This is a genomic window from Pseudomonas sp. UFMG81, assembly GCF_015354575.1.
GTDB lineage: Bacteria > Pseudomonadota > Gammaproteobacteria > Pseudomonadales > Pseudomonadaceae > Aquipseudomonas.
The window spans coordinates 16,379-33,503 of record NZ_JACAFQ010000048.1; the positions used below are offsets into that span (position 1 = coordinate 16,379).

At 64.6% G+C, this 17,125-nt stretch carries 15 protein-coding genes and 1 pseudogene; 13 read left to right on the forward strand and 3 right to left on the reverse strand.

Going from position 1 to position 17,125, the window contains the following annotated elements; all coding sequences use genetic code 11:
- Window positions 1-16: 16 nt before the first annotated feature.
- Window positions 17-901, reverse strand: coding sequence for a heme/hemin ABC transporter substrate-binding protein (locus IX761_RS24790; protein WP_194792136.1), 885 nt, complete (start codon window positions 899-901; stop codon window positions 17-19).
- Window positions 902-1,064: 163 nt separating this feature from the next.
- Here IX761_RS24790 and IX761_RS24795 point away from each other — a divergent pair, with 163 nt between their 5' ends.
- Complete coding sequence (locus tag IX761_RS24795; protein WP_194792137.1) at window positions 1,065-1,382, forward strand: Rieske (2Fe-2S) protein; 318 nt, start codon at window positions 1,065-1,067, stop codon at window positions 1,380-1,382.
- Here IX761_RS24795 and sfsA read toward each other — a convergent pair.
- Both sfsA and IX761_RS24805 read right to left on the reverse strand, forming a co-directional pair.
- Window positions 1,372-2,085 (reverse strand): DNA/RNA nuclease SfsA, encoded by a 714-nt coding sequence (sfsA, locus tag IX761_RS24800; protein ID WP_194792138.1) that lies wholly within the window; start codon window positions 2,083-2,085, stop codon window positions 1,372-1,374. The two genes, IX761_RS24795 and sfsA, sit on opposite strands and share 11 nt — an antisense overlap.
- 2 nt (window positions 2,086-2,087) lie before the next feature.
- A complete protein-coding gene (locus tag IX761_RS24805; RefSeq protein WP_194792139.1) occupies window positions 2,088-3,260 on the reverse strand; it encodes a pyridoxal phosphate-dependent aminotransferase in 1,173 nt (390 codons plus the stop codon).
- Between the two features lie 213 nt (window positions 3,261-3,473).
- Here IX761_RS24805 and dksA point away from each other — a divergent pair, with 213 nt between their 5' ends.
- From dksA to IX761_RS24865, 12 genes and pseudogenes are all read left to right on the forward strand, one after another.
- Window positions 3,474-3,917 (forward strand): RNA polymerase-binding protein DksA, encoded by a 444-nt coding sequence (gene dksA, locus IX761_RS24810; RefSeq protein WP_194792140.1) that lies wholly within the window; start codon window positions 3,474-3,476, stop codon window positions 3,915-3,917.
- Window positions 3,918-4,062: 145 nt separating this feature from the next.
- On the forward strand, window positions 4,063-4,950 hold the full coding sequence (gene gluQRS / locus IX761_RS24815) for a tRNA glutamyl-Q(34) synthetase GluQRS (protein WP_194792141.1): 888 nt from the start codon (window positions 4,063-4,065) through the stop codon (window positions 4,948-4,950).
- Between the two features lie 246 nt (window positions 4,951-5,196).
- The gene (locus IX761_RS24820) at window positions 5,197-5,373 is read left to right on the forward strand and encodes a hypothetical protein (protein ID WP_003250005.1); all 177 of its coding nucleotides are present in this window, start codon (window positions 5,197-5,199) and stop codon (window positions 5,371-5,373) included.
- Window positions 5,357-8,332: a sensor histidine kinase gene (locus IX761_RS24825; protein WP_194792142.1), complete on the forward strand. Its 2,976-nt coding sequence runs from the start codon at window positions 5,357-5,359 to the stop codon at window positions 8,330-8,332. Before IX761_RS24820 ends, IX761_RS24825 begins: the two co-directional genes overlap by 17 nt.
- A 4-nt stretch (window positions 8,333-8,336) precedes the next feature.
- Entirely contained in the window at window positions 8,337-9,779 is a 1,443-nt protein-coding gene (locus IX761_RS24830; protein ID WP_194792143.1) for a sigma-54-dependent transcriptional regulator, read from the forward strand.
- A gap of 807 nt (window positions 9,780-10,586) precedes the next feature.
- Window positions 10,587-11,975, forward strand: coding sequence for a polynucleotide adenylyltransferase PcnB (locus IX761_RS24835; RefSeq protein ID WP_194792144.1), 1,389 nt, complete (start codon window positions 10,587-10,589; stop codon window positions 11,973-11,975).
- A gap of 2 nt (window positions 11,976-11,977) precedes the next feature.
- Complete coding sequence (folK, locus tag IX761_RS24840) at window positions 11,978-12,457, forward strand: 2-amino-4-hydroxy-6-hydroxymethyldihydropteridine diphosphokinase (protein ID WP_194792145.1); 480 nt, start codon at window positions 11,978-11,980, stop codon at window positions 12,455-12,457.
- A 250-nt stretch (window positions 12,458-12,707) separates the two neighbouring features.
- A complete protein-coding gene (gene panB, locus IX761_RS24845; protein ID WP_194792146.1) occupies window positions 12,708-13,508 on the forward strand; it encodes a 3-methyl-2-oxobutanoate hydroxymethyltransferase in 801 nt (266 codons plus the stop codon).
- On the forward strand, window positions 13,505-14,368 hold the full coding sequence (gene panC, locus IX761_RS24850) for a pantoate--beta-alanine ligase (protein ID WP_194792147.1): 864 nt from the start codon (window positions 13,505-13,507) through the stop codon (window positions 14,366-14,368). The genes panB and panC overlap by 4 nt, the downstream gene beginning before the upstream one ends.
- Window positions 14,369-14,589: 221 nt before the next feature.
- Window positions 14,590-16,254 (forward strand): glucose-6-phosphate isomerase, encoded by a 1,665-nt coding sequence (gene pgi, locus IX761_RS24855; protein WP_194792148.1) that lies wholly within the window; start codon window positions 14,590-14,592, stop codon window positions 16,252-16,254.
- A gap of 235 nt (window positions 16,255-16,489) precedes the next feature.
- A pseudogene (locus IX761_RS24860) lies at window positions 16,490-16,753 on the forward strand (glucose-6-phosphate isomerase); the annotation flags it as partial.
- Between the two features lie 177 nt (window positions 16,754-16,930).
- Window positions 16,931-17,125, forward strand: a 195-nt coding sequence (locus tag IX761_RS24865) for an acetyl-coenzyme A synthetase N-terminal domain-containing protein (protein WP_323744611.1), incomplete at its 3' end; no start/stop codon positions are given.

Below are 17,125 nucleotides of genomic sequence, written 5' to 3' on the forward strand. Positions count from 1 at the left end.
GCTTGAACCCGTGGCCTCATGGGTTAAGGCTGGCCTTGGCGGCGGGGTAGAAGCTGGCGGCAAGCGCATGCAGGGTGGCCGGCAGCCGTGGCCCGAGGCCGCCGACCAGCAGGGTCGGGTCGAGCGACACCAGGCGCTTGTCACGCGCCGCGCGCGAAACGGCCAGGGCTGGGTTTTCCTTGAGCAGCGCCTGCAACGCCTGCTCCCCCTCCAACGCGCGATCGGAAAACACCACGACATCCGGGTCCAGCGCAGCGAGCGCCTCTACCGAAAAGTTCTTGTAGCCCTGGTGCTCGGCAAGGTTGCGCCCACCCGCCTGGCGCAGCACCCAGTCCCCGGCGGTACCCTGCCCGGCGATCAGCGGTTTGGCGCCAGCATGGCCGACCAGCAGCAACACGCCCGGCGCCTTCTGCCCGGCCTGGGCCTGTTTGACCTGGCCTTGCAGCGCGTCCAACTGACGGCGATAGTCCGCGGCCAGCTCGCCAGCCTTCTGCTCGCTGCCCAGCAACACACCCAGGTGCTTGAGGTTCTCGTCCACGGCAGCGATTTCGGCCTTGCCGGAGAACAGTTCGACCCGTACACCCGCCTTGCGGATTTGCGCCAGCACCGGCGGTGGCCCCATCTCTTCGGTGCCCACCAGTACATCCGGGCGCAGGCTGAGGATGCCCTCGGCCGACAATTGGCGTTGGTAGCCGATGCTTGGCAGGCCCTTGAGCGAGGCCGGGTGCTGGCTGGTGGTGTCGACGCCGACCAGGCGCTGCTCGCCGCCAAGGGCGCTGATCCATTCGCTCAGGGCGCCCCCGGCACTGACCCAGCGTTGTGGCAGTTCAGTGGCCAGGGCCTGGCCGGACAGGGCAAGACCGGCGCACAGGGCGATCAGGGCAGCAGGACGACGCATCATCGGATTCCTTTGCAGAAGGCACGCCGCGCGCCTTGTGGCGAGCGACGCAGTTGCGCACCATAGGCAACCTGGCGCGGCGAATGCGGGCAATTTGATAATTATTCGCATTGAAGCGTCAAGCCATCCCTTTGTTACACGACTCGACCGGACGAGCTCTTCCTCGATGCAATTTCTCTGCGCCTCCACCGACCTCGCCGAAGGCCACAGCCGCGCTTTCAGCGTAGCGGGCCAGCCGCTGTTCGGCGTGCGCCGCCAGGGCAAGGTCCATGTCTATCGCAACCGCTGCCCGCACCGCGGCATCCCGCTGAACTGGGCGCCGGACCGCTTCCTCGACGACAGCGCGAGCCTGATCCACTGCGCCCATCACGGTGCATTGTTCCTTATAGAAAGCGGCGAATGCGTGGCCGGCCCGTGCGAAGGTGAATGGCTGGAGGCCCTGGCCTGCCTGGAAGACAGCCAGGGCATCTGGCTCACGGAGTGAGCAGTACCGGCAGCGGCCGGTCGATGACCAACTCCCGCGCATCCAGGCGCGTACCGTAGGCGAGCACTTCTACCCCTTGCACCACGGCAGCCCGCAATGCCTGGGCATAGGCGGCGTCGATTTCTTCTGCCGGGCGCACCGCCTCGATACCACTGAGGTTCACGCAGTACAGCTGCACCGCACGAATACCCTGGCGCGCCAGCGCCGCCAGTTCGCGCAGGTGCTTGGCGCCGCGCTGGGTGACGGCGTCGGGGAAGGCCGCCACCGGCGTGTCCGGGTAGCCAAGGGTCACGCTCTTGACCTCGACATAGGCTTTGCCGCCATCGGCGAACTCCAGGTAGAAGTCGATGCGGCTGCGCTCCTCGCCATACGCCACCTCACGCTTGAGCGTGGTGAAGCCGGCCAGCTCGCTGATCACCCCCGCGCGCAGCGCTTCCTCCACCACGGCGTTGGCGCGCCCGGTGTTGACGCAGGCCAGCCGCCCCTGGGGCGTCTCGCTGATCTCCCAGGTGCCGGGCAGCTTGCGCTTGGGGTCGTTGGAGCGGCTGAACCACACCTGCCCGCCTTCGCGCATGCAATTGAGCATGGAGCCGGTGTTCGGGCAGTGGATGGTCAGCTGTTCGCCATCGGCCGTTTCGATATCGGCCAGGAAGCGCTTGTAGCGACGCAGCAGGCGTGCCTGTTCCAGTTGCGGGAATAGCATCCTCAGCCCTGCCAGCTTTTCAGGCCACGGGCAATGCGCTGCACGGCCTCTTCCAGGCGCGGCAGGCTCTGGGTGTAGGCGAAGCGCACGTGGTGGCCGGCCTGGTGGCGTCCGAAATCCAGGCCCGGGGTGAAGGCCAGGTGCTCGGTTTCCAGGAAGTGCCGGCAGAAAGCGAAGGCATCGCCGCCAAACGCGCTGATATCGGCGTACAAGTAGAAGGCACCCTGCGGCTCGACGGCGATGCCGAAGCCCAGCTCGCGCAGGGCCGGCAGCAAGTAGTCGCGGCGGCGGCCGAACTCGGCGCGGCGCTCCTCGAGAATGGCCAGGGTGTCCGGCTCAAAGCACGCCAGCGCGGCGTGCTGGGCCATGCTGGGGGCGCTGATGTAGAGGTTCTGCGCCAGTTTTTCCAGGTCGGCAACCGCCGAGGGCGGCGCCACCAGCCAGCCAAGGCGCCAGCCGGTCATGCCGAAATATTTGGAAAAACTGTTCAGGACGAAGGCCTCGTCATCCACTTCCAGCACGCTGGGTGCGTCCATGCCATAGGTGAGGCCGTGGTAGATCTCGTCCACCACCAGGTGGCCATGACGCTCGCGGGTGGCCTTGGACAGGCTGGCCAGTTCATCGCGGCCGAGCACCGTGCCGGTGGGGTTGGCCGGCGAGGCCACCAGCGCACCGACCGTGTCCTTGTCCCAGTAACGCTCGACCAGGTCGGCCGTCAGCTGGTAATTGACGTCCGGCCCCACCGGCACCAGCTGCGCGCCGCCTTCGACCAGGCGCAGGAAGTGCCGATTGCACGGGTAGCCCGGGTCGGCCAGCAGCCAGTGCTTGCCCGGGTCGACCAGCAGGCTGCTGGCCAGCAACAGCGCGCCCGAACCACCGGGGGTGATCAGCACACGCTCAGGGTCGAGGTCGACGCCATAACGCTGGCCATAGAAGCCGGCGATGGCCTCGCGCAGTTGCGGCAGGCCTCGGGCGGCGGTGTAGCGGGTATGGCCCGCAGCCAGGGCGGCCTGGCCGGCGGCGACGATCGGCGCGGCGGTGGTGAAGTCCGGCTCGCCGATCTCGAGGTGGATCACGTCGTGGCCGGCAGCCTGCAGCTCGTTGGCGCGCGCCAGCAGGGCCATGACGTGGAAGGGTTCGATGGCGCGAGCGCGCGCGCTGTGTGGCTGAGCCATGGGCCTTCTCTCAATTGGGTCTAAACTGGTGATTCTACCTGTGCCGGCCTGCGAACGCGCCGCCCGCGCCGCTGTCAATAGCAGGCATAAGGCGGGGTAGCGCACCCCGGATCTATCTGGTAAGTTCGGCGGCTCGCAGTCGCAGGGCCGGCGGGTGCCGGAGATGGAAGCAAGCCTGCGCATTGGATCAGATGAGTGAGAGGCGGTCTATTCATGTCCACCGTAGAAAAGCAAAAAGCCCAGACCATGTACGGTGTAGAGCCCTACGTAGAGACCAAAGGTGAAGAGTACATGGGCGAGCCCATGAAGAAGCACTTCACCAAGCTCCTCAATGCCTGGAAAGGCGAGCTGATGGTCAGTGTGGATCGCACCGTGGACCACATGAAGGATGAAGCCGCGAACTTCCCCGACCCGGCGGACCGCGCCAGCCAGGAAGAAGAGTTCGCCCTTGAGCTGCGCAACCGCGACCGCGAGCGCAAGCTGATCAAGAAGATCGACAAGACCCTCGACAAGATCAAGGACGATGAATACGGCTGGTGCGATTCCTGCGGTATCGAAATCGGCCTGCGCCGCCTGGAAGCCCGTCCGACCGCGGACCTGTGCTTCGACTGCAAGGAAATTGCCGAGAAAAAGGAAAAGACCGTCGGCAAAGGCTGACCCTGATTCCCTGAAAACGGGGCGTATTGGTTGTGGGAACGGGCTTGCCCCGCGATGAGATTGTCGGGTTTACCGACGCCATCGCGGGGCAAGCCCGCTCCCACACTCGATGCGCCCCGTTTCATTTATATAGCCTGCACAGCCCATGACTGACTCCCGCTACATCGGCCGCTTCGCCCCCACCCCCAGCGGTTTCCTGCATTTCGGTTCGCTGGTCGCCGCCCTCGCCTCCTGGCTCGACGCCCGCGCCGTTGACGGCCGCTGGCTGCTGCGCATGGAAGACACCGACCCGCCCCGGGAAATGCCCGGCGCCCGCGACGCCATCTTGCAGACCTTGGAACGCTACGGACTGCAATGGGATGGCGAAGTGGTGTTCCAAAGCCAGCGCCATGATGCCTACGCCGCCGTGGTCGATCGCTTGTTCAGCATGGGCCTGGCCTATGCCTGCACCTGTTCGCGCAAACAGCTGGAAGGCTACAACGGTATCTACCCGGGCACGTGCCGCAATGCCGGGCATGCCCGCGAGGGGGCGGCGATTCGCCTACGCGTGCCGGAGCTGATCTATCGCTTCGATGACCGTGTCCAGGGCAGGTTCGAGCAGCACCTGGGGCGTGAGGTGGGTGATTTCGTCATCCAGCGCCGCGACGGGCTCTACGCCTATCAACTGGCGGTGGTGCTGGACGATGCCTGGCAAGGTGTCACCGACATCGTGCGCGGCGCCGACCTGCTCGACAACACACCGCGCCAGCTGTACCTGCAAGAGCTGCTGGGGTTCTCCCAGCCGCGTTACCTGCATATTCCGCTGATCGTCCAGCCGGACGGGCACAAGCTGGGCAAGTCGTATCGTTCACCACCACTGGAGGCGGACCAGGCAACGCCGTTGCTGCTTCGCGCGTTGCGCGCGCTGGGGCAGCACACCGACCCTGCGCTGATGGGCGCCAGCCCGGCCGAAGTGCTGGCAGTCGCACGCGCGCAGTGGCGGCCGGAACACATTGCGCGGCAGATGACAGTGCCTGAAGCCGATTTACGCTGAGGTCTGTTCAGCCTACTTCGCGGGTAAACCCGCTCCCACAGGTGCTCCACAACCCTTGAGTACCGTGCAGTACCTGTGGGAGCGGGTTTACCCGCGAAGAGGCCAGTACAGACAAAACCCACTTCCCGTACAAAAGCCCAGTGAATTCAACCCCTTGGCTAACCCTATCGATTCCCGATAGCATCACCCCAGCCATTTGCGCCAATAATAAGTCCAAACCCGCAGCGCCCAACCCTCGAGGCCAGCATGTACATCTATCGTTTGGTCCTGCTTCTGGTCGTGGGGATCTACCTGTTCTCCCCGGCCATCATGGACTGGTGGATCGAACCGACCGGAGCCTGGTACCGCCCCTACCTGCTCTGGCTGATCCTGATCGTCGTCACCTTCATCCTGCAGAGCCAACGAGATGCCGATGAGCTTTAGCCTGACCCAGATGATCCTGATCAGCGCCGCCTACCTGCTGGTGCTGTTCGGCGTGGCCTGGATCAGTGAACGCGGCCTGATTCCGCGCGCCATTATCCGCCACCCGTTGACCTACACCCTGTCGCTGGGCGTCTACGCCAGCGCCTGGGCCTTCTATGGCTCGGTGGGGCTGGCCTACCAGTACGGCTACGGCTTCCTTGCCTGCTACCTGGGTGTGTCCGGCGCGTTCCTGCTGGCACCGGTGCTGCTCTACCCCATTCTGAAGATCACCCGCACCTACCAGCTGTCGTCACTGGCCGACTTGCTGGCGTTCCGCTTCCGCAGTACCTGGGCCGGCGCGCTGACCACGGTGATCATGCTGATCGGCGTGCTGCCACTGCTGGCCTTGCAAATCCAGGCGGTGGCCGATTCGATCAGCATCCTCACTGGCGAACCGGTGAAGGCACGGGTGGCGTTCGCGTTCTGCGCGCTGATCATCCTGTTCACCATCTTCTTCGGTTCCCGCCATATCGCCACCCGTGAAAAACACGAGGGCCTGGTGTTCGCCATCGCCTTCGAGTCGGTGATCAAGCTGGTGGCCCTGGGCGGCATCGGCCTGTATGCGCTGTACGGTGTGTTCGGCGGCCCCCACGGGCTGGAAGTGTGGCTGCTGCAGAACCAGACCGCCCTGGCGGCACTGCACACGCCGCTGCAGGAAGGCCCATGGCGCACCCTGCTGCTGGTGTTCTTCGCCTCGGCGATCGTCATGCCGCACATGTACCACATGGCCTTCACCGAGAACCTCAGCCCACGCGCGCTGGTCAGTGCCAGCTGGGGCCTGCCGCTGTTCCTGCTGCTGATGAGCCTGGCGGTGCCGCTGGTGCTGTGGGCCGGCCTGCGCCTGGGCAGCAGCACCAACCCCGAGTACTTCACCCTGGGCCTGGGGATCGCCGCCAACAACGAAGCGCTGGCACTGCTGGCCTACGTCGGCGGGTTGTCCGCCGCCAGCGGGCTGATCATCGTCACCACCCTGGCGCTGTCGGGCATGGCCCTCAACCACCTGGTGCTGCCGCTGTACCAACCGCCGGCCGAAGGCAACATCTACCGCTGGCTGAAATGGACCCGCCGGGCCCTGATCGTCGCCATTATCACGGCCGGTTTCGTCTTCTACCTGACCCAGAACAACCACCAGAGCCTGGCCAACCTGGGCATCGTCGCCTTCGTCGCCACCTTACAGTTCCTGCCGGGCGTGCTCTCGGTGCTGTACTGGCCGACCGCCAACCGCCGCGGCTTCATCGCCGGCCTGCTGGTGGGCACCCTGGTGTGGATGGTCACCATGCTGCTGCCGCTGGTGGGCAACCTGCAGGGCTTCTACTTCCCGATGCTGGACATGATCTATGTGCTGGACGACACCAGCTGGCACATGGCGGCCATCGCCTCGCTGGCGGCCAACGTCCTGCTGTTCACCTTGATCTCGCTGTTCACCAACGCCAGCAGCGAAGAGGTCAGTGCCGCCGAAGCCTGCGCCGTGGACAACGTGCGCCGGCCGCAACGCCGCGAACTGCACGCCGCCTCCCCCCAGGAGTTCGCCACCCAGCTGGCCAAGCCACTGGGGGCCAAGGCTGCGCAGAAAGAAGTCGAGCAGGCCCTGCGCGACCTGTACCTGCCGTTCGACGAGCGCCGCCCGTACGCCCTGCGCCGGCTGCGCGACCGCATCGAAGCCAACCTCTCCGGTCTGATGGGCCCGAGCGTGGCGCAGGACATGGTCGAGACCTTCCTGCCCTACAAGTCCGGTAACGAAAACTACGTCACCGAAGACATCCACTTCATCGAAAGCCGCCTGGAAGACTACCACTCACGCCTGACCGGCCTTGCCGCCGAGCTCGACGCCCTGCGCCGCTACCACCGCCAGACCTTGCAGGAGCTGCCCATGGGCGTGTGCTCACTGGCCAAGGACCAGGAGATCCTGATGTGGAACAGGGCCATGGAAGAGCTGACCGGCATCGCCGCCAAGCACGTGGTCGGCTCACGCCTGGTGACCATCGCCGACCCCTGGCGCGGCCTGCTGCAGGGCTTCATCAACGTGCCCGACGAGCACCTGCACAAACAGCGCCTGGCCCTCGACGGCCAGCCACGCTGGCTCAACCTGCACAAGGCGGCCATCGACGAGCCGCTGGCGCCCGGCAACAGCGGCCTGGTGCTGCTGGTCGAAGACCTCACCGAGACGCAAGCGCTGGAAGACAAGCTGGTGCACTCCGAACGCCTGGCCAGCATCGGCCGCCTGGCCGCCGGCGTGGCCCACGAGATCGGCAACCCGATCACCGGCATCGCCTGCCTTGCGCAGAACCTGCGTGAAGAGCGCGAGGGCGACGGCGAGATCATCGAGCTGTCCAGCCAGATCCTCGAACAGACCAAACGCGTGTCGCGTATCGTCCAGTCGCTGATGAGCTTCGCCCATGCCGGCGGCAGCCAGCAGAACAGCGAAGAGCCGGTGTGCCTGGCGGAGGTGGCGCAGGATGCCATTGGTCTGCTGGCGTTGAACCGGCGCAATTTCGAAGTACAGTTCTTCAACCTCTGCGACCCGGAACACTGGGCCGAGGGCGATCCGCAGCGCCTCGCGCAAGTACTTATCAATCTGCTCTCCAACGCCCGCGACGCCTCGCCCCCCGGCAGCGCCGTGCGCGTGCGCAGTGAAATCAGCGAACACACCGTCGACCTGATCGTCGAGGACGAAGGCAGCGGCATCCCGAAAAGCATCATGGACCGCCTCTTCGAACCCTTCTTCACCACCAAGGACCCGGGCGAAGGAACGGGACTTGGCCTCGCGCTGGTCTATTCCATCGTGGAAGAGCATTATGGGCAAATCACCATCGACAGCCCGGCCGACATCGAGCGCCAGCGTGGTACCCGGATCCGCGTGACCCTGCCCCGGCATGTCGTAGCGACGTCCCCTGAAATTCGAGACCGTCGAGAGAATTGAATCAATGCCGCACATTCTGATCGTCGAAGACGAAACCATCATCCGTTCGGCCCTGCGCCGACTGCTCGAACGCAACCAGTACCAGGTCAGCGAAGCCGGCTCGGTGCAAGAAGCCCAGGAGCGCTTCAGCATTGCCACCTTCGACCTGATCGTCAGCGACCTGCGCCTGCCTGGCGCACCCGGCACCGAGCTGATCAAGCTCGGCCAGGGCACCCCTGTACTGATCATGACCAGCTACGCCAGCCTGCGCTCGGCGGTGGACTCGATGAAAATGGGCGCGGTGGACTACATCGCCAAGCCCTTCGACCACGACGAGATGCTGCAAGCGGTCGCGCGCATCCTGCGCGACCGCCAGAATGCCCCGGCCGCAGCCCCCGCCGCCGAGCCACGGGCGACCAATGGCAAGGCTGCCGGCGACAAAGCCAGCAGCACGGCCGCCAACGGCGAAATCGGCATCATCGGTTCCTGCGCCCCCATGCAGGATCTTTACGTGAAGATCCGCAAGGTCGCGCCCACCGACTCCAACGTATTGATCCAGGGCGAGTCGGGCACCGGCAAGGAACTGGTCGCGCGCGCGCTGCACAACCTCTCGCGCCGCGCCAAGGCACCGATGATCTCGGTGAACTGCGCGGCGATTCCGGAAACCCTGATCGAGTCCGAACTGTTCGGCCACGAGAAGGGCGCATTCACCGGCGCCAGCGCCGGCCGCGCCGGGCTGGTGGAGGCCGCCGACGGCGGTACCCTGTTCCTCGACGAAATTGGTGAACTGCCACTCGAAGCACAAGCGCGCCTGCTGCGCGTGTTGCAGGAAGGTGAAATCCGCCGGGTCGGCTCGGTGCAGTCGCAAAAGGTCGACGTGCGCCTGATTGCCGCTACCCACCGCGACCTGAAGAACCTGGCCAAGGCCGGCCAGTTCCGCGAAGACCTGTATTACCGCCTGCACGTGATCGCCCTGAAGTTGCCGGCCCTGCGCGAGCGCGGCAGCGACGTCAACGAAATCGCCAATGCCTTCCTCGCTCGCCAGAGCGCGCGTATCGGCCGCGATGACCTGCACTTCTCCAGCGAGGCCGAGCAAGCCATCCGTCACTACAGCTGGCCGGGCAACGTGCGGGAACTGGAAAACGCCGTGGAGCGCGCGGTGATCCTCAGCGAGAGCGCAGAGATTTCCGCCGACCTGCTGGGCATCGACATCGAGCTGGGCGACCTGGACGACGACGTCCTCGACAACCTGCCAACGCTCGCCGGTAACGGTGCCAGCAACGCCAGCCACGAACCCACCGAGGACCTTTCGCTGGAAGACTACTTCCAACATTTCGTCCTCGAACACCAGGACCACATGACCGAGACGGAGCTGGCACGCAAGCTGGGCGTCAGCCGCAAGTGCCTGTGGGAGCGCCGCCAGCGCCTGGGCATTCCACGGCGCAAGAGCAACGCCACCAGCGAGTAACGCAGCAGATCGATCCGGGCCTCACGGCCATTCGCGGGCAAGCCCGCTCCCACAGGGACAGCGCGACCATCAAGGACGGCGCCGGACCTGTGGGAGCGGGCTTTCCCGCGAATGTGGCCGGCACAACCGCCCAGGTAACAGCACAGTCCCCGCAAAAATCTGTTACCCAACCTGCCCGGCGTAACATCCACCGAGGCCAAAGGTAACGAAATTTTTATATTTCCCCGTCCTCGAAACCCATCTGAATCGCCGAAAGCCCCGGTTTCACTGGGTTTTCAAAAGTTGGCACGGCACCTGCTATATGTTTGGTACAAGAACAATAACAAGCACTGCAACTCAGAATAAGAACAAGACGAAACGGCTCACGCACAATAAAAACAAGACGGCGGAGGCGCAGCTAACTGATTCTTTTGGAGAGGAGCTGTGTTTGGGGCTTGCCCCACGATCAGGCAGAGAACAACAAAAACCGCACTCAAAAGCGGCACCTGAACTGATTGGACCGAAAGGTCAGCATCATCTCGGCGACCAAAGCAATCCGTTTGCTCTTCACCCCCTGATTGGGGGTCGTTCACAAGCTTCGAGATTTGTGAACAGGGCACTCAACAAAAACAAGAAGCCCAGCAAAAAAACAATAAGAGCACACAACGACTTGGTGGGGAGCTTCGGCTCCCCATTGTCGTTTCTGAGCGCCTGCCAAGCCCCTTGGCACACCGCCTACACCATTCCCCCAGTAAATGCTAGAATCCCCGCCCATCATGCGGCCATTCTCCTATCCTTGGCCGAACATTCCTTCAAACAGTGCATCCCATGCTGAAGAAGCTGTTCCAGTCGTTCCGCCCCCCGGTCCCCGGCCAGCACCACAGGCGCACCACGCCTGAAGTGATCAACAAGAGCCAGCACTCGCTGCAACGCAGCCAGTTCAGCCGCCATGCCGTGGGCATCGTCGAGCGCCTGCAGGCGGCCGGCTACCAGGCCTACCTGGTGGGTGGTTGCGTGCGTGACCTGATGCTGGGCATCTCGCCCAAGGACTTCGACGTCGCCACCAGCGCCACCCCCGAACAGGTGCGCGCCGAGTTTCGCAACGCCCGTATCATTGGCCGGCGCTTCAAGCTGGTCCACGTGCATTTCGGCCGTGAGATCATCGAAGTCGCCACCTTCCGCGCCCCGCACTCCGACGAGGACCAGGCCGACAGCCACCGTTCCTCGCACAATGCCAGTGGCCGGATCCTGCGCGACAACGTATACGGCACGCTCGAGGAAGATGCGCAGCGCCGCGACTTCACCATCAACGCCCTGTACTACGACCCGGTCAACGAGCGCGTGCTCGATTACGCCAACGGCGTGCACGACATCCGTAACCGCCTGCTGCGCCTGATCGGCGACCCGACGCACCGCTACCAGGAAGACCCGGTGCGCATGCTGCGCGCCGTGCGCTTCGCCGCCAAGCTGAACTTCGGCATCGAGAAGCACACCGTGCAACCGATCCGCCAGTTGGCCAAGCTGCTGCGCGAGATCCCACCCGCGCGGCTGTTCGAAGAAACCCTCAAGCTGTTCCTCAACGGCCAGGGTGCGATCGCCTTCGAGATGCTGGTCGACCTGGAGCTGTTCGAACCGCTGTTCCCGGCCAGTGCTCATGCTCTGGAAGAGCGCCCGAACTACACCCACTCGCTGATCAGCCAGGCTTTGGCCAACACCGACCTGCGCGTCAAGCAGGGCAAGCCGGTCACCCCGGCGTTCCTGTTCGCCGCCCTGCTCTGGCCTGCCCTGCCGAGCCGTGTGCTGTACCTGCAAAGCCAAGGCGTACCGCCGATCCCCGCCATGAACGGCGCAGCCCACGACCTGATCGCCGAGCAATGCCAGCGCATCGCCATCCCCAAGCGTTTCACCCTGCCGATCCGCGAGATCTGGGACATGCAGGAACGCCTGCCACGGCGCAGCGGCAAGCGTGCCGACATGATGCTGGACAATCCGCGCTTCCGCGCCGGTTACGACTTCCTGCTGCTGCGCGAGAGCGCCGGCGAGGAAACCGATGACCTGGGCCAATGGTGGACCGACTACCAGGACGCCAACGACAGCGAACGCCGCGAGATGATCCGCGAGCTGGGCAGCCGCGATGACGGCACCAGCGCCGGCCCACGCAAACGCAAGCGCAGTGGCAGCAAACGCAAGCGTGACGACGAGCAGGCCTGGGACTGAGCATGAGCACCCGCGCCTACATCGGCCTGGGCAGTAACCTGGACCAGCCCGCTGACCAACTGCGCAGCGCCTTCGAGGCGCTGGACCTGATCGAGGGCACCCGCCTGGCGGCGGCGTCGGCGCTCTACACCAGCGACTCGCTGCTGCCCGGCCAGCCACGCTACACCAACGCCGTGGCGGCGCTCGATACGCACCTCGCGCCCCTGGACCTGCTCGACGCCCTGCAAGCGATCGAGAACGACCAGGGCCGGGTGCGCAAGGAGCGCTGGGGCCCACGCACACTGGACCTGGATGTGCTGCTGTTCGGTGAACAGGTCATCGACGTACCGCGCCTGAAAGTGCCGCACTATCACATGCAGGCCCGCCCTTTCGTGCTCTACCCGCTCGCCGAACTGGTACCCGTCGACTTCCAGCTCGCCGATGGCCGCAGCCTCGCTCAGCTGCTTCAGGACTGCCCGTTCGTCGGCCTGGAACGCCTGTAATTCGGGCGCTGCAGACGACGGTAACGCCAGTAACACCCACCGCGTAACAATGCGGTAACACGGGTGATTGACTTCCCCCCCCTCGCTCACGACTATAGGCGTCCCGCGGCGCCACTATGCCGCAATCACCCATTTAGGCCCGGACGGACTTGAGCCCGAACATCACACACGATGATGTGCCGCTCCGGAAGATGAATACACGCGTTGTACGCAGTGCTCCTTCACAGCGCCTGAACGAGGATGCCCCTACATGCCTGAAGTAACCCTCACCACCCTGAACGGCCTCAAGGCCAAGGGTGAAAAAATCGCCATGCTGACCTGCTACGATGCGACCTTCGCCAAGGCCGCGAGCGAAGCCGGCGTGGAAATATTGCTGGTGGGCGACTCCCTGGGGATGGTCCTGCAAGGGCATGACAGCACCCTGCCCGTCAGCAACGACGACATGGCCTACCACACCGCTAGCGTCAAACGTGGCAACGACGGTGCGCTGATCCTCACCGACCTGCCCTTCATGGCCCATGCCACCCCTGAGCTTGCCTTCAGCAACGCTGCCCAGCTGATGCGTGCCGGCGCGCACATGGTCAAGATCGAAGGCGCCGCCTGGCTGGCCGAAACCATCCGCCTGCTGGCCGAGCGTGGTGTGCCGGTGTGCGCGCACATGGGCCTTACGCCACAGACCGTCAACGTACTGGGTGGCTACAAGGTACAAGGCCGCCAGGAGGCCCAGGCCCGTCAGATGCGTGCCGACGCCATCGCCCTGGAGCAGGCCGGTGCGGCCATGCTGCTGCTCGAATGCGTGCCCAGCGAACTGGCTGCCGAGATCACCCAAGCCGTGGGCATCCCGGTGATCGGCATCGGCGCCGGTAGCGCCACCGATGGCCAGGTACTGGTGCTGCACGACATGCTCGGCCTGTCGCTCAGTGGCCGTGTGCCGAAGTTCGTGAAGAACTTCATGGAAGGCCAGCCGGACATCCACAGCGCGCTGAGTGCCTATGTACAGGCAGTCAAGCACGTCAGCTTCCCTGCCAGCGAACACGGATTCAGCGCATGAACACCGTCAAGACCGTCCTTGAACTGCGCGCCGCCGTGGCCCGCGCCCGTGGCGAAGGCAAGCGCATCGCCTTCGTACCGACCATGGGCAACCTGCACAGCGGCCACGCCGCGCTGGTGACCAAGGCCGCCCAGCGTGCCGATTTCGTGGTCGCCAGCATCTTCGTCAACCCGCTGCAGTTCGGCGCCGGCGAAGACCTGGACAAATACCCCCGCACCCTCGCCGCCGACCAGGAGACATTGCTCGAGGCCGGCTGCCAGCTGCTGTTCGCCCCCACTGTCGAAGAGATGTACCCCGACGGCATGGCCGTGCAGACCCGGGTCAGCGTGCCACAGTTGTCCGAAGGCCTGTGCGGTGCCAGCCGTCCCGGGCACTTCGAAGGTGTGGCGACGGTGGTCAGCAAGCTGTTCAACATGGTCCAGCCCGACATCGCCGTGTTCGGCGAGAAGGACTACCAGCAACTGGCGGTGATCCGCGCCATGGTGCGCGACCTGAACATGCCGATCCAGATCATCGGCGAGCCGACCGTGCGCGCCGAGGATGGCCTGGCGCTGTCGTCGCGCAACGGTTACCTCACCCCCGAACAACGCACCAGCGCCCCCGCGTTGTACCGCGTGCTCAGCGGCATGGCCGAGGCCATCCGCCGTGGTCAGCGGGATTTCCCCGCACTGATCGCCGATGGGCAGGCACAGCTGGAAGCAGCCGGGTTCCGCAAGGATTACCTGGAAGTGCGTCATGCCGTGACGCTACGCCCGGCGCAAGTCGACGACCGTGACCTGGTGGTGATTGCCGCGGCATACATGGGCAGCACCCGCCTGATCGACAATCTGTACCTGCACCAGGAAGAGCAGACGGCCTGAGCTCAGACTCTGTGGGAGCGGGCTTGCCCCGCGATAGCGTTCGCCCAGCCGATCTCATCGCGGGGCAAGCCCGCTCCCACAATCCCTTCGTGACAATATTTCACCCCTACCGCCTGCCTACCCCATTCCCGGTTCCCGGCCAATGCCTATAATGAGCAGCTTGCAACTGGCAACGACTGCCAGTGTCAAAGCCTGACCATGCACCAAGGAAATCATCCGCAATGGCGTATTACCGTACCCCCCACGATGTGACGGCGCTGCCCGCTTGGCAGGCGCTTCAACAACACCGCGACGCCATGCAAGGCTTCAACATGCGCGAAGCCTTCGCCGCCGACGGCAAGCGCTTCGAGCAGTTCTCGCTGAGCAGTTGCGGCCTGTTCCTCGATTACTCGAAGAACCTGATTACCGAGCAGACCCGCGAACTTTTGGTCAACCTGGCCAACGAGGTCGACCTGGAAGCCGCTATCAAGGCAATGTTCAGTGGCGAAATCATCAACGCCTCCGAAGGTCGCCCGGTGCTGCACACCGCGCTGCGCCGCCCGGTCGGCGACAAGCTCAGCGTGGGTGGCGTCAACGTGATGCCGGAAGTACACAAGGTGCTCAACCAGATCACCGAGCTGGTTGGGCGCATCCACGACGGCCTGTGGCGCGGTTACAGCGAGAAACCGATCACCGACGTGGTGAATATCGGCATCGGCGGCTCGTTCCTCGGCCCCGAGCTGGTTTCCGAAGCACTGCTGCCCTACGCCCAGCGCGGTGTGCGCTGCCACTACCTGGCGAACATCGACGGCAGCGAATTCCATGAGCTGTCGGCCAGCCTGCGGGCCGAGACCACGCTGTTCATCGTCTCGTCGAAGTCGTTCAACACCCTCGAAACGTTGAAGAACGCCCAGGCCGCCCGTACCTGGTACCTGGCCCAGGGCGGCTCGGAAGCCGAGCTGTACCGCCACTTCATCGCCGTGTCGAGCAACAAGGCCGCCGCCGTGGCCTTCGGCATCCGCGAAGAGAACATCTTCCCGATGTGGGACTGGGTTGGCGGACGCTACTCGCTGTGGTCGGCCATCGGCCTGCCCATCGCCCTGGCCATCGGCACCGCCAACTTCAAGGAGCTGCTGTCCGGCGCCTACACCATGGACCAGCACTTCCAGACCGCGCCGTTCGACAAGAACATGCCGGTGCTGCTGGCCCTGCTGGGGGTGTGGTACGGCAACTTCTGGGGCGCGCAGAGCCACGCGATCCTCCCCTACGACCATTACCTGCGCAACATCACCAAGCACTTGCAGCAGCTGGACATGGAATCCAACGGCAAGAGTGTGCTGACCGACGGCACCCCGGTAAAAACCGACACCGGCCCGGTAATCTGGGGCGGCGTGGGCTGCAACGGCCAGCACGCCTATCACCAGTTGCTGCACCAGGGCACCCAGCTGATCCCCGCCGACTTCATCGTGCCGGTGGTGAGCTTCAACCCGGTGGCCGACCACCATCAATGGCTGTACGCCAACTGCCTGTCGCAGAGCCAGGCGCTGATGCTCGGCAAGACCCGCGACGAGGCCGAGAGCGAACTGCGGGCCAAGGGCCTGAACGAAGCCGATATCGCCAAGCTGGCGCCGCACAAGGTGATCCCGGGCAACCGCCCGAGCAACACCCTGGTAGTCGAGCGCATCAGCCCGCGTCGCCTTGGCGCTCTGGTGGCGATGTACGAGCACAAGGTGTTCGTGCAAAGCGTGATCTGGGGCATCAACGCCTTCGACCAATGGGGCGTGGAACTGGGCAAGGAACTGGGCAAGGGCGTGTACCAGCGCCTGGTCGGCGCCCAGGAAGAGAGCGCCGAAGATGGCTCGACCCAAGGCCTGATTAACTACTTCCGCGGGCGTCACCGCGGTTGATCTGAGGCCTGTACTGGCCCTATCGCCGGCACATTTTGAACACCTCCCCCAGCTACACTGTCCATCGAATAGCCGTTGCAGTCCCTCGCCCCTAACAAGAGCAGGACCACCCGCCATGTTCGATATCCGCGACTACCCCCAGGCCCTGGCCGTCAGCCAGGCCGCCACACTGTCCGACGACGACTACCGCCGCCTCTACCGCCAATCGGTGGACGACCCTGATACCTTCTGCCGCCCGAGCAACACCCTGAGCAACACCCTGGTAGTCGAGCGCATCAGCCCGCGTCGCCTTGGCGCTCTGGTGGCGATGTACGAGCACAAGGTGTTCGTGCAAAGCGTGATCTGGGGCATCAACGCCTTCGACCAATGGGGCGTGGAACTGGGCAAGGAACTGGGCAAGGGCGTGTACCAGCGCCTGGTCGGCGCCCAGGAAGAGAGCGCCGAAGATGGCTCGACCCAAGGCCTGATTAACTACTTCCGCGGGCGTCACCGCGGTTGATCTGAGGCCTGTACTGGCCCTATCGCCGGCAAGCCGGCTCCCACAGTTACAGCGCTGCCTGTGGGAGTCGGCTTGCCGGCGATAGGGCCGGCACATTTTGAACACCTCCCCCAGCTACACTGTCCATCGAATAGCCGTTGCAGTCCCTCGCCCCTAACAAGAGCAGGACCACCCGCCATGTTCGATATCCGCGACTACCCCCAGGCCCTGGCCGTCAGCCAGGCCGCCACACTGTCCGACGACGACTACCGCCGCCTCTACCGCCAATCGGTGGACGACCCTGATACCTTCTGGGCCGAACAGGCCAAGCGCCTCGACTGGTTCAAACCCTGGGCCCATGTGCAGCAGTGCGACCTGAAGACCGGCCAGGCC

What these genes read in the sequence shown, in the direction of transcription:
- IX761_RS24790 (WP_194792136.1), bottom strand. Translation starts at nt 901, where the DNA reads ATGATGCGTCGTCCTGCTGCCCTGATCGCCCTGTGCGCCGGTCTTGCC.
- IX761_RS24795 (WP_194792137.1), top strand. Translation starts at nt 1,065, where the DNA reads ATGCAATTTCTCTGCGCCTCCACCGACCTCGCCGAAGGCCACAGCCGC.
- sfsA (WP_194792138.1), bottom strand. Translation starts at nt 2,085, where the DNA reads ATGCTATTCCCGCAACTGGAACAGGCACGCCTGCTGCGTCGCTACAAG.
- IX761_RS24805 (WP_194792139.1), bottom strand. Translation starts at nt 3,260, where the DNA reads ATGGCTCAGCCACACAGCGCGCGCGCTCGCGCCATCGAACCCTTCCAC.
- dksA (WP_194792140.1), top strand. Translation starts at nt 3,474, where the DNA reads ATGTCCACCGTAGAAAAGCAAAAAGCCCAGACCATGTACGGTGTAGAG.
- gluQRS (WP_194792141.1), top strand. Translation starts at nt 4,063, where the DNA reads ATGACTGACTCCCGCTACATCGGCCGCTTCGCCCCCACCCCCAGCGGT.
- IX761_RS24820 (WP_003250005.1), top strand. Translation starts at nt 5,197, where the DNA reads ATGTACATCTATCGTTTGGTCCTGCTTCTGGTCGTGGGGATCTACCTG.
- IX761_RS24825 (WP_194792142.1), top strand. Translation starts at nt 5,357, where the DNA reads ATGCCGATGAGCTTTAGCCTGACCCAGATGATCCTGATCAGCGCCGCC.
- IX761_RS24830 (WP_194792143.1), top strand. Translation starts at nt 8,337, where the DNA reads ATGCCGCACATTCTGATCGTCGAAGACGAAACCATCATCCGTTCGGCC.
- IX761_RS24835 (WP_194792144.1), top strand. Translation starts at nt 10,587, where the DNA reads ATGCTGAAGAAGCTGTTCCAGTCGTTCCGCCCCCCGGTCCCCGGCCAG.
- folK (WP_194792145.1), top strand. Translation starts at nt 11,978, where the DNA reads ATGAGCACCCGCGCCTACATCGGCCTGGGCAGTAACCTGGACCAGCCC.
- panB (WP_194792146.1), top strand. Translation starts at nt 12,708, where the DNA reads ATGCCTGAAGTAACCCTCACCACCCTGAACGGCCTCAAGGCCAAGGGT.
- panC (WP_194792147.1), top strand. Translation starts at nt 13,505, where the DNA reads ATGAACACCGTCAAGACCGTCCTTGAACTGCGCGCCGCCGTGGCCCGC.
- pgi (WP_194792148.1), top strand. Translation starts at nt 14,590, where the DNA reads ATGGCGTATTACCGTACCCCCCACGATGTGACGGCGCTGCCCGCTTGG.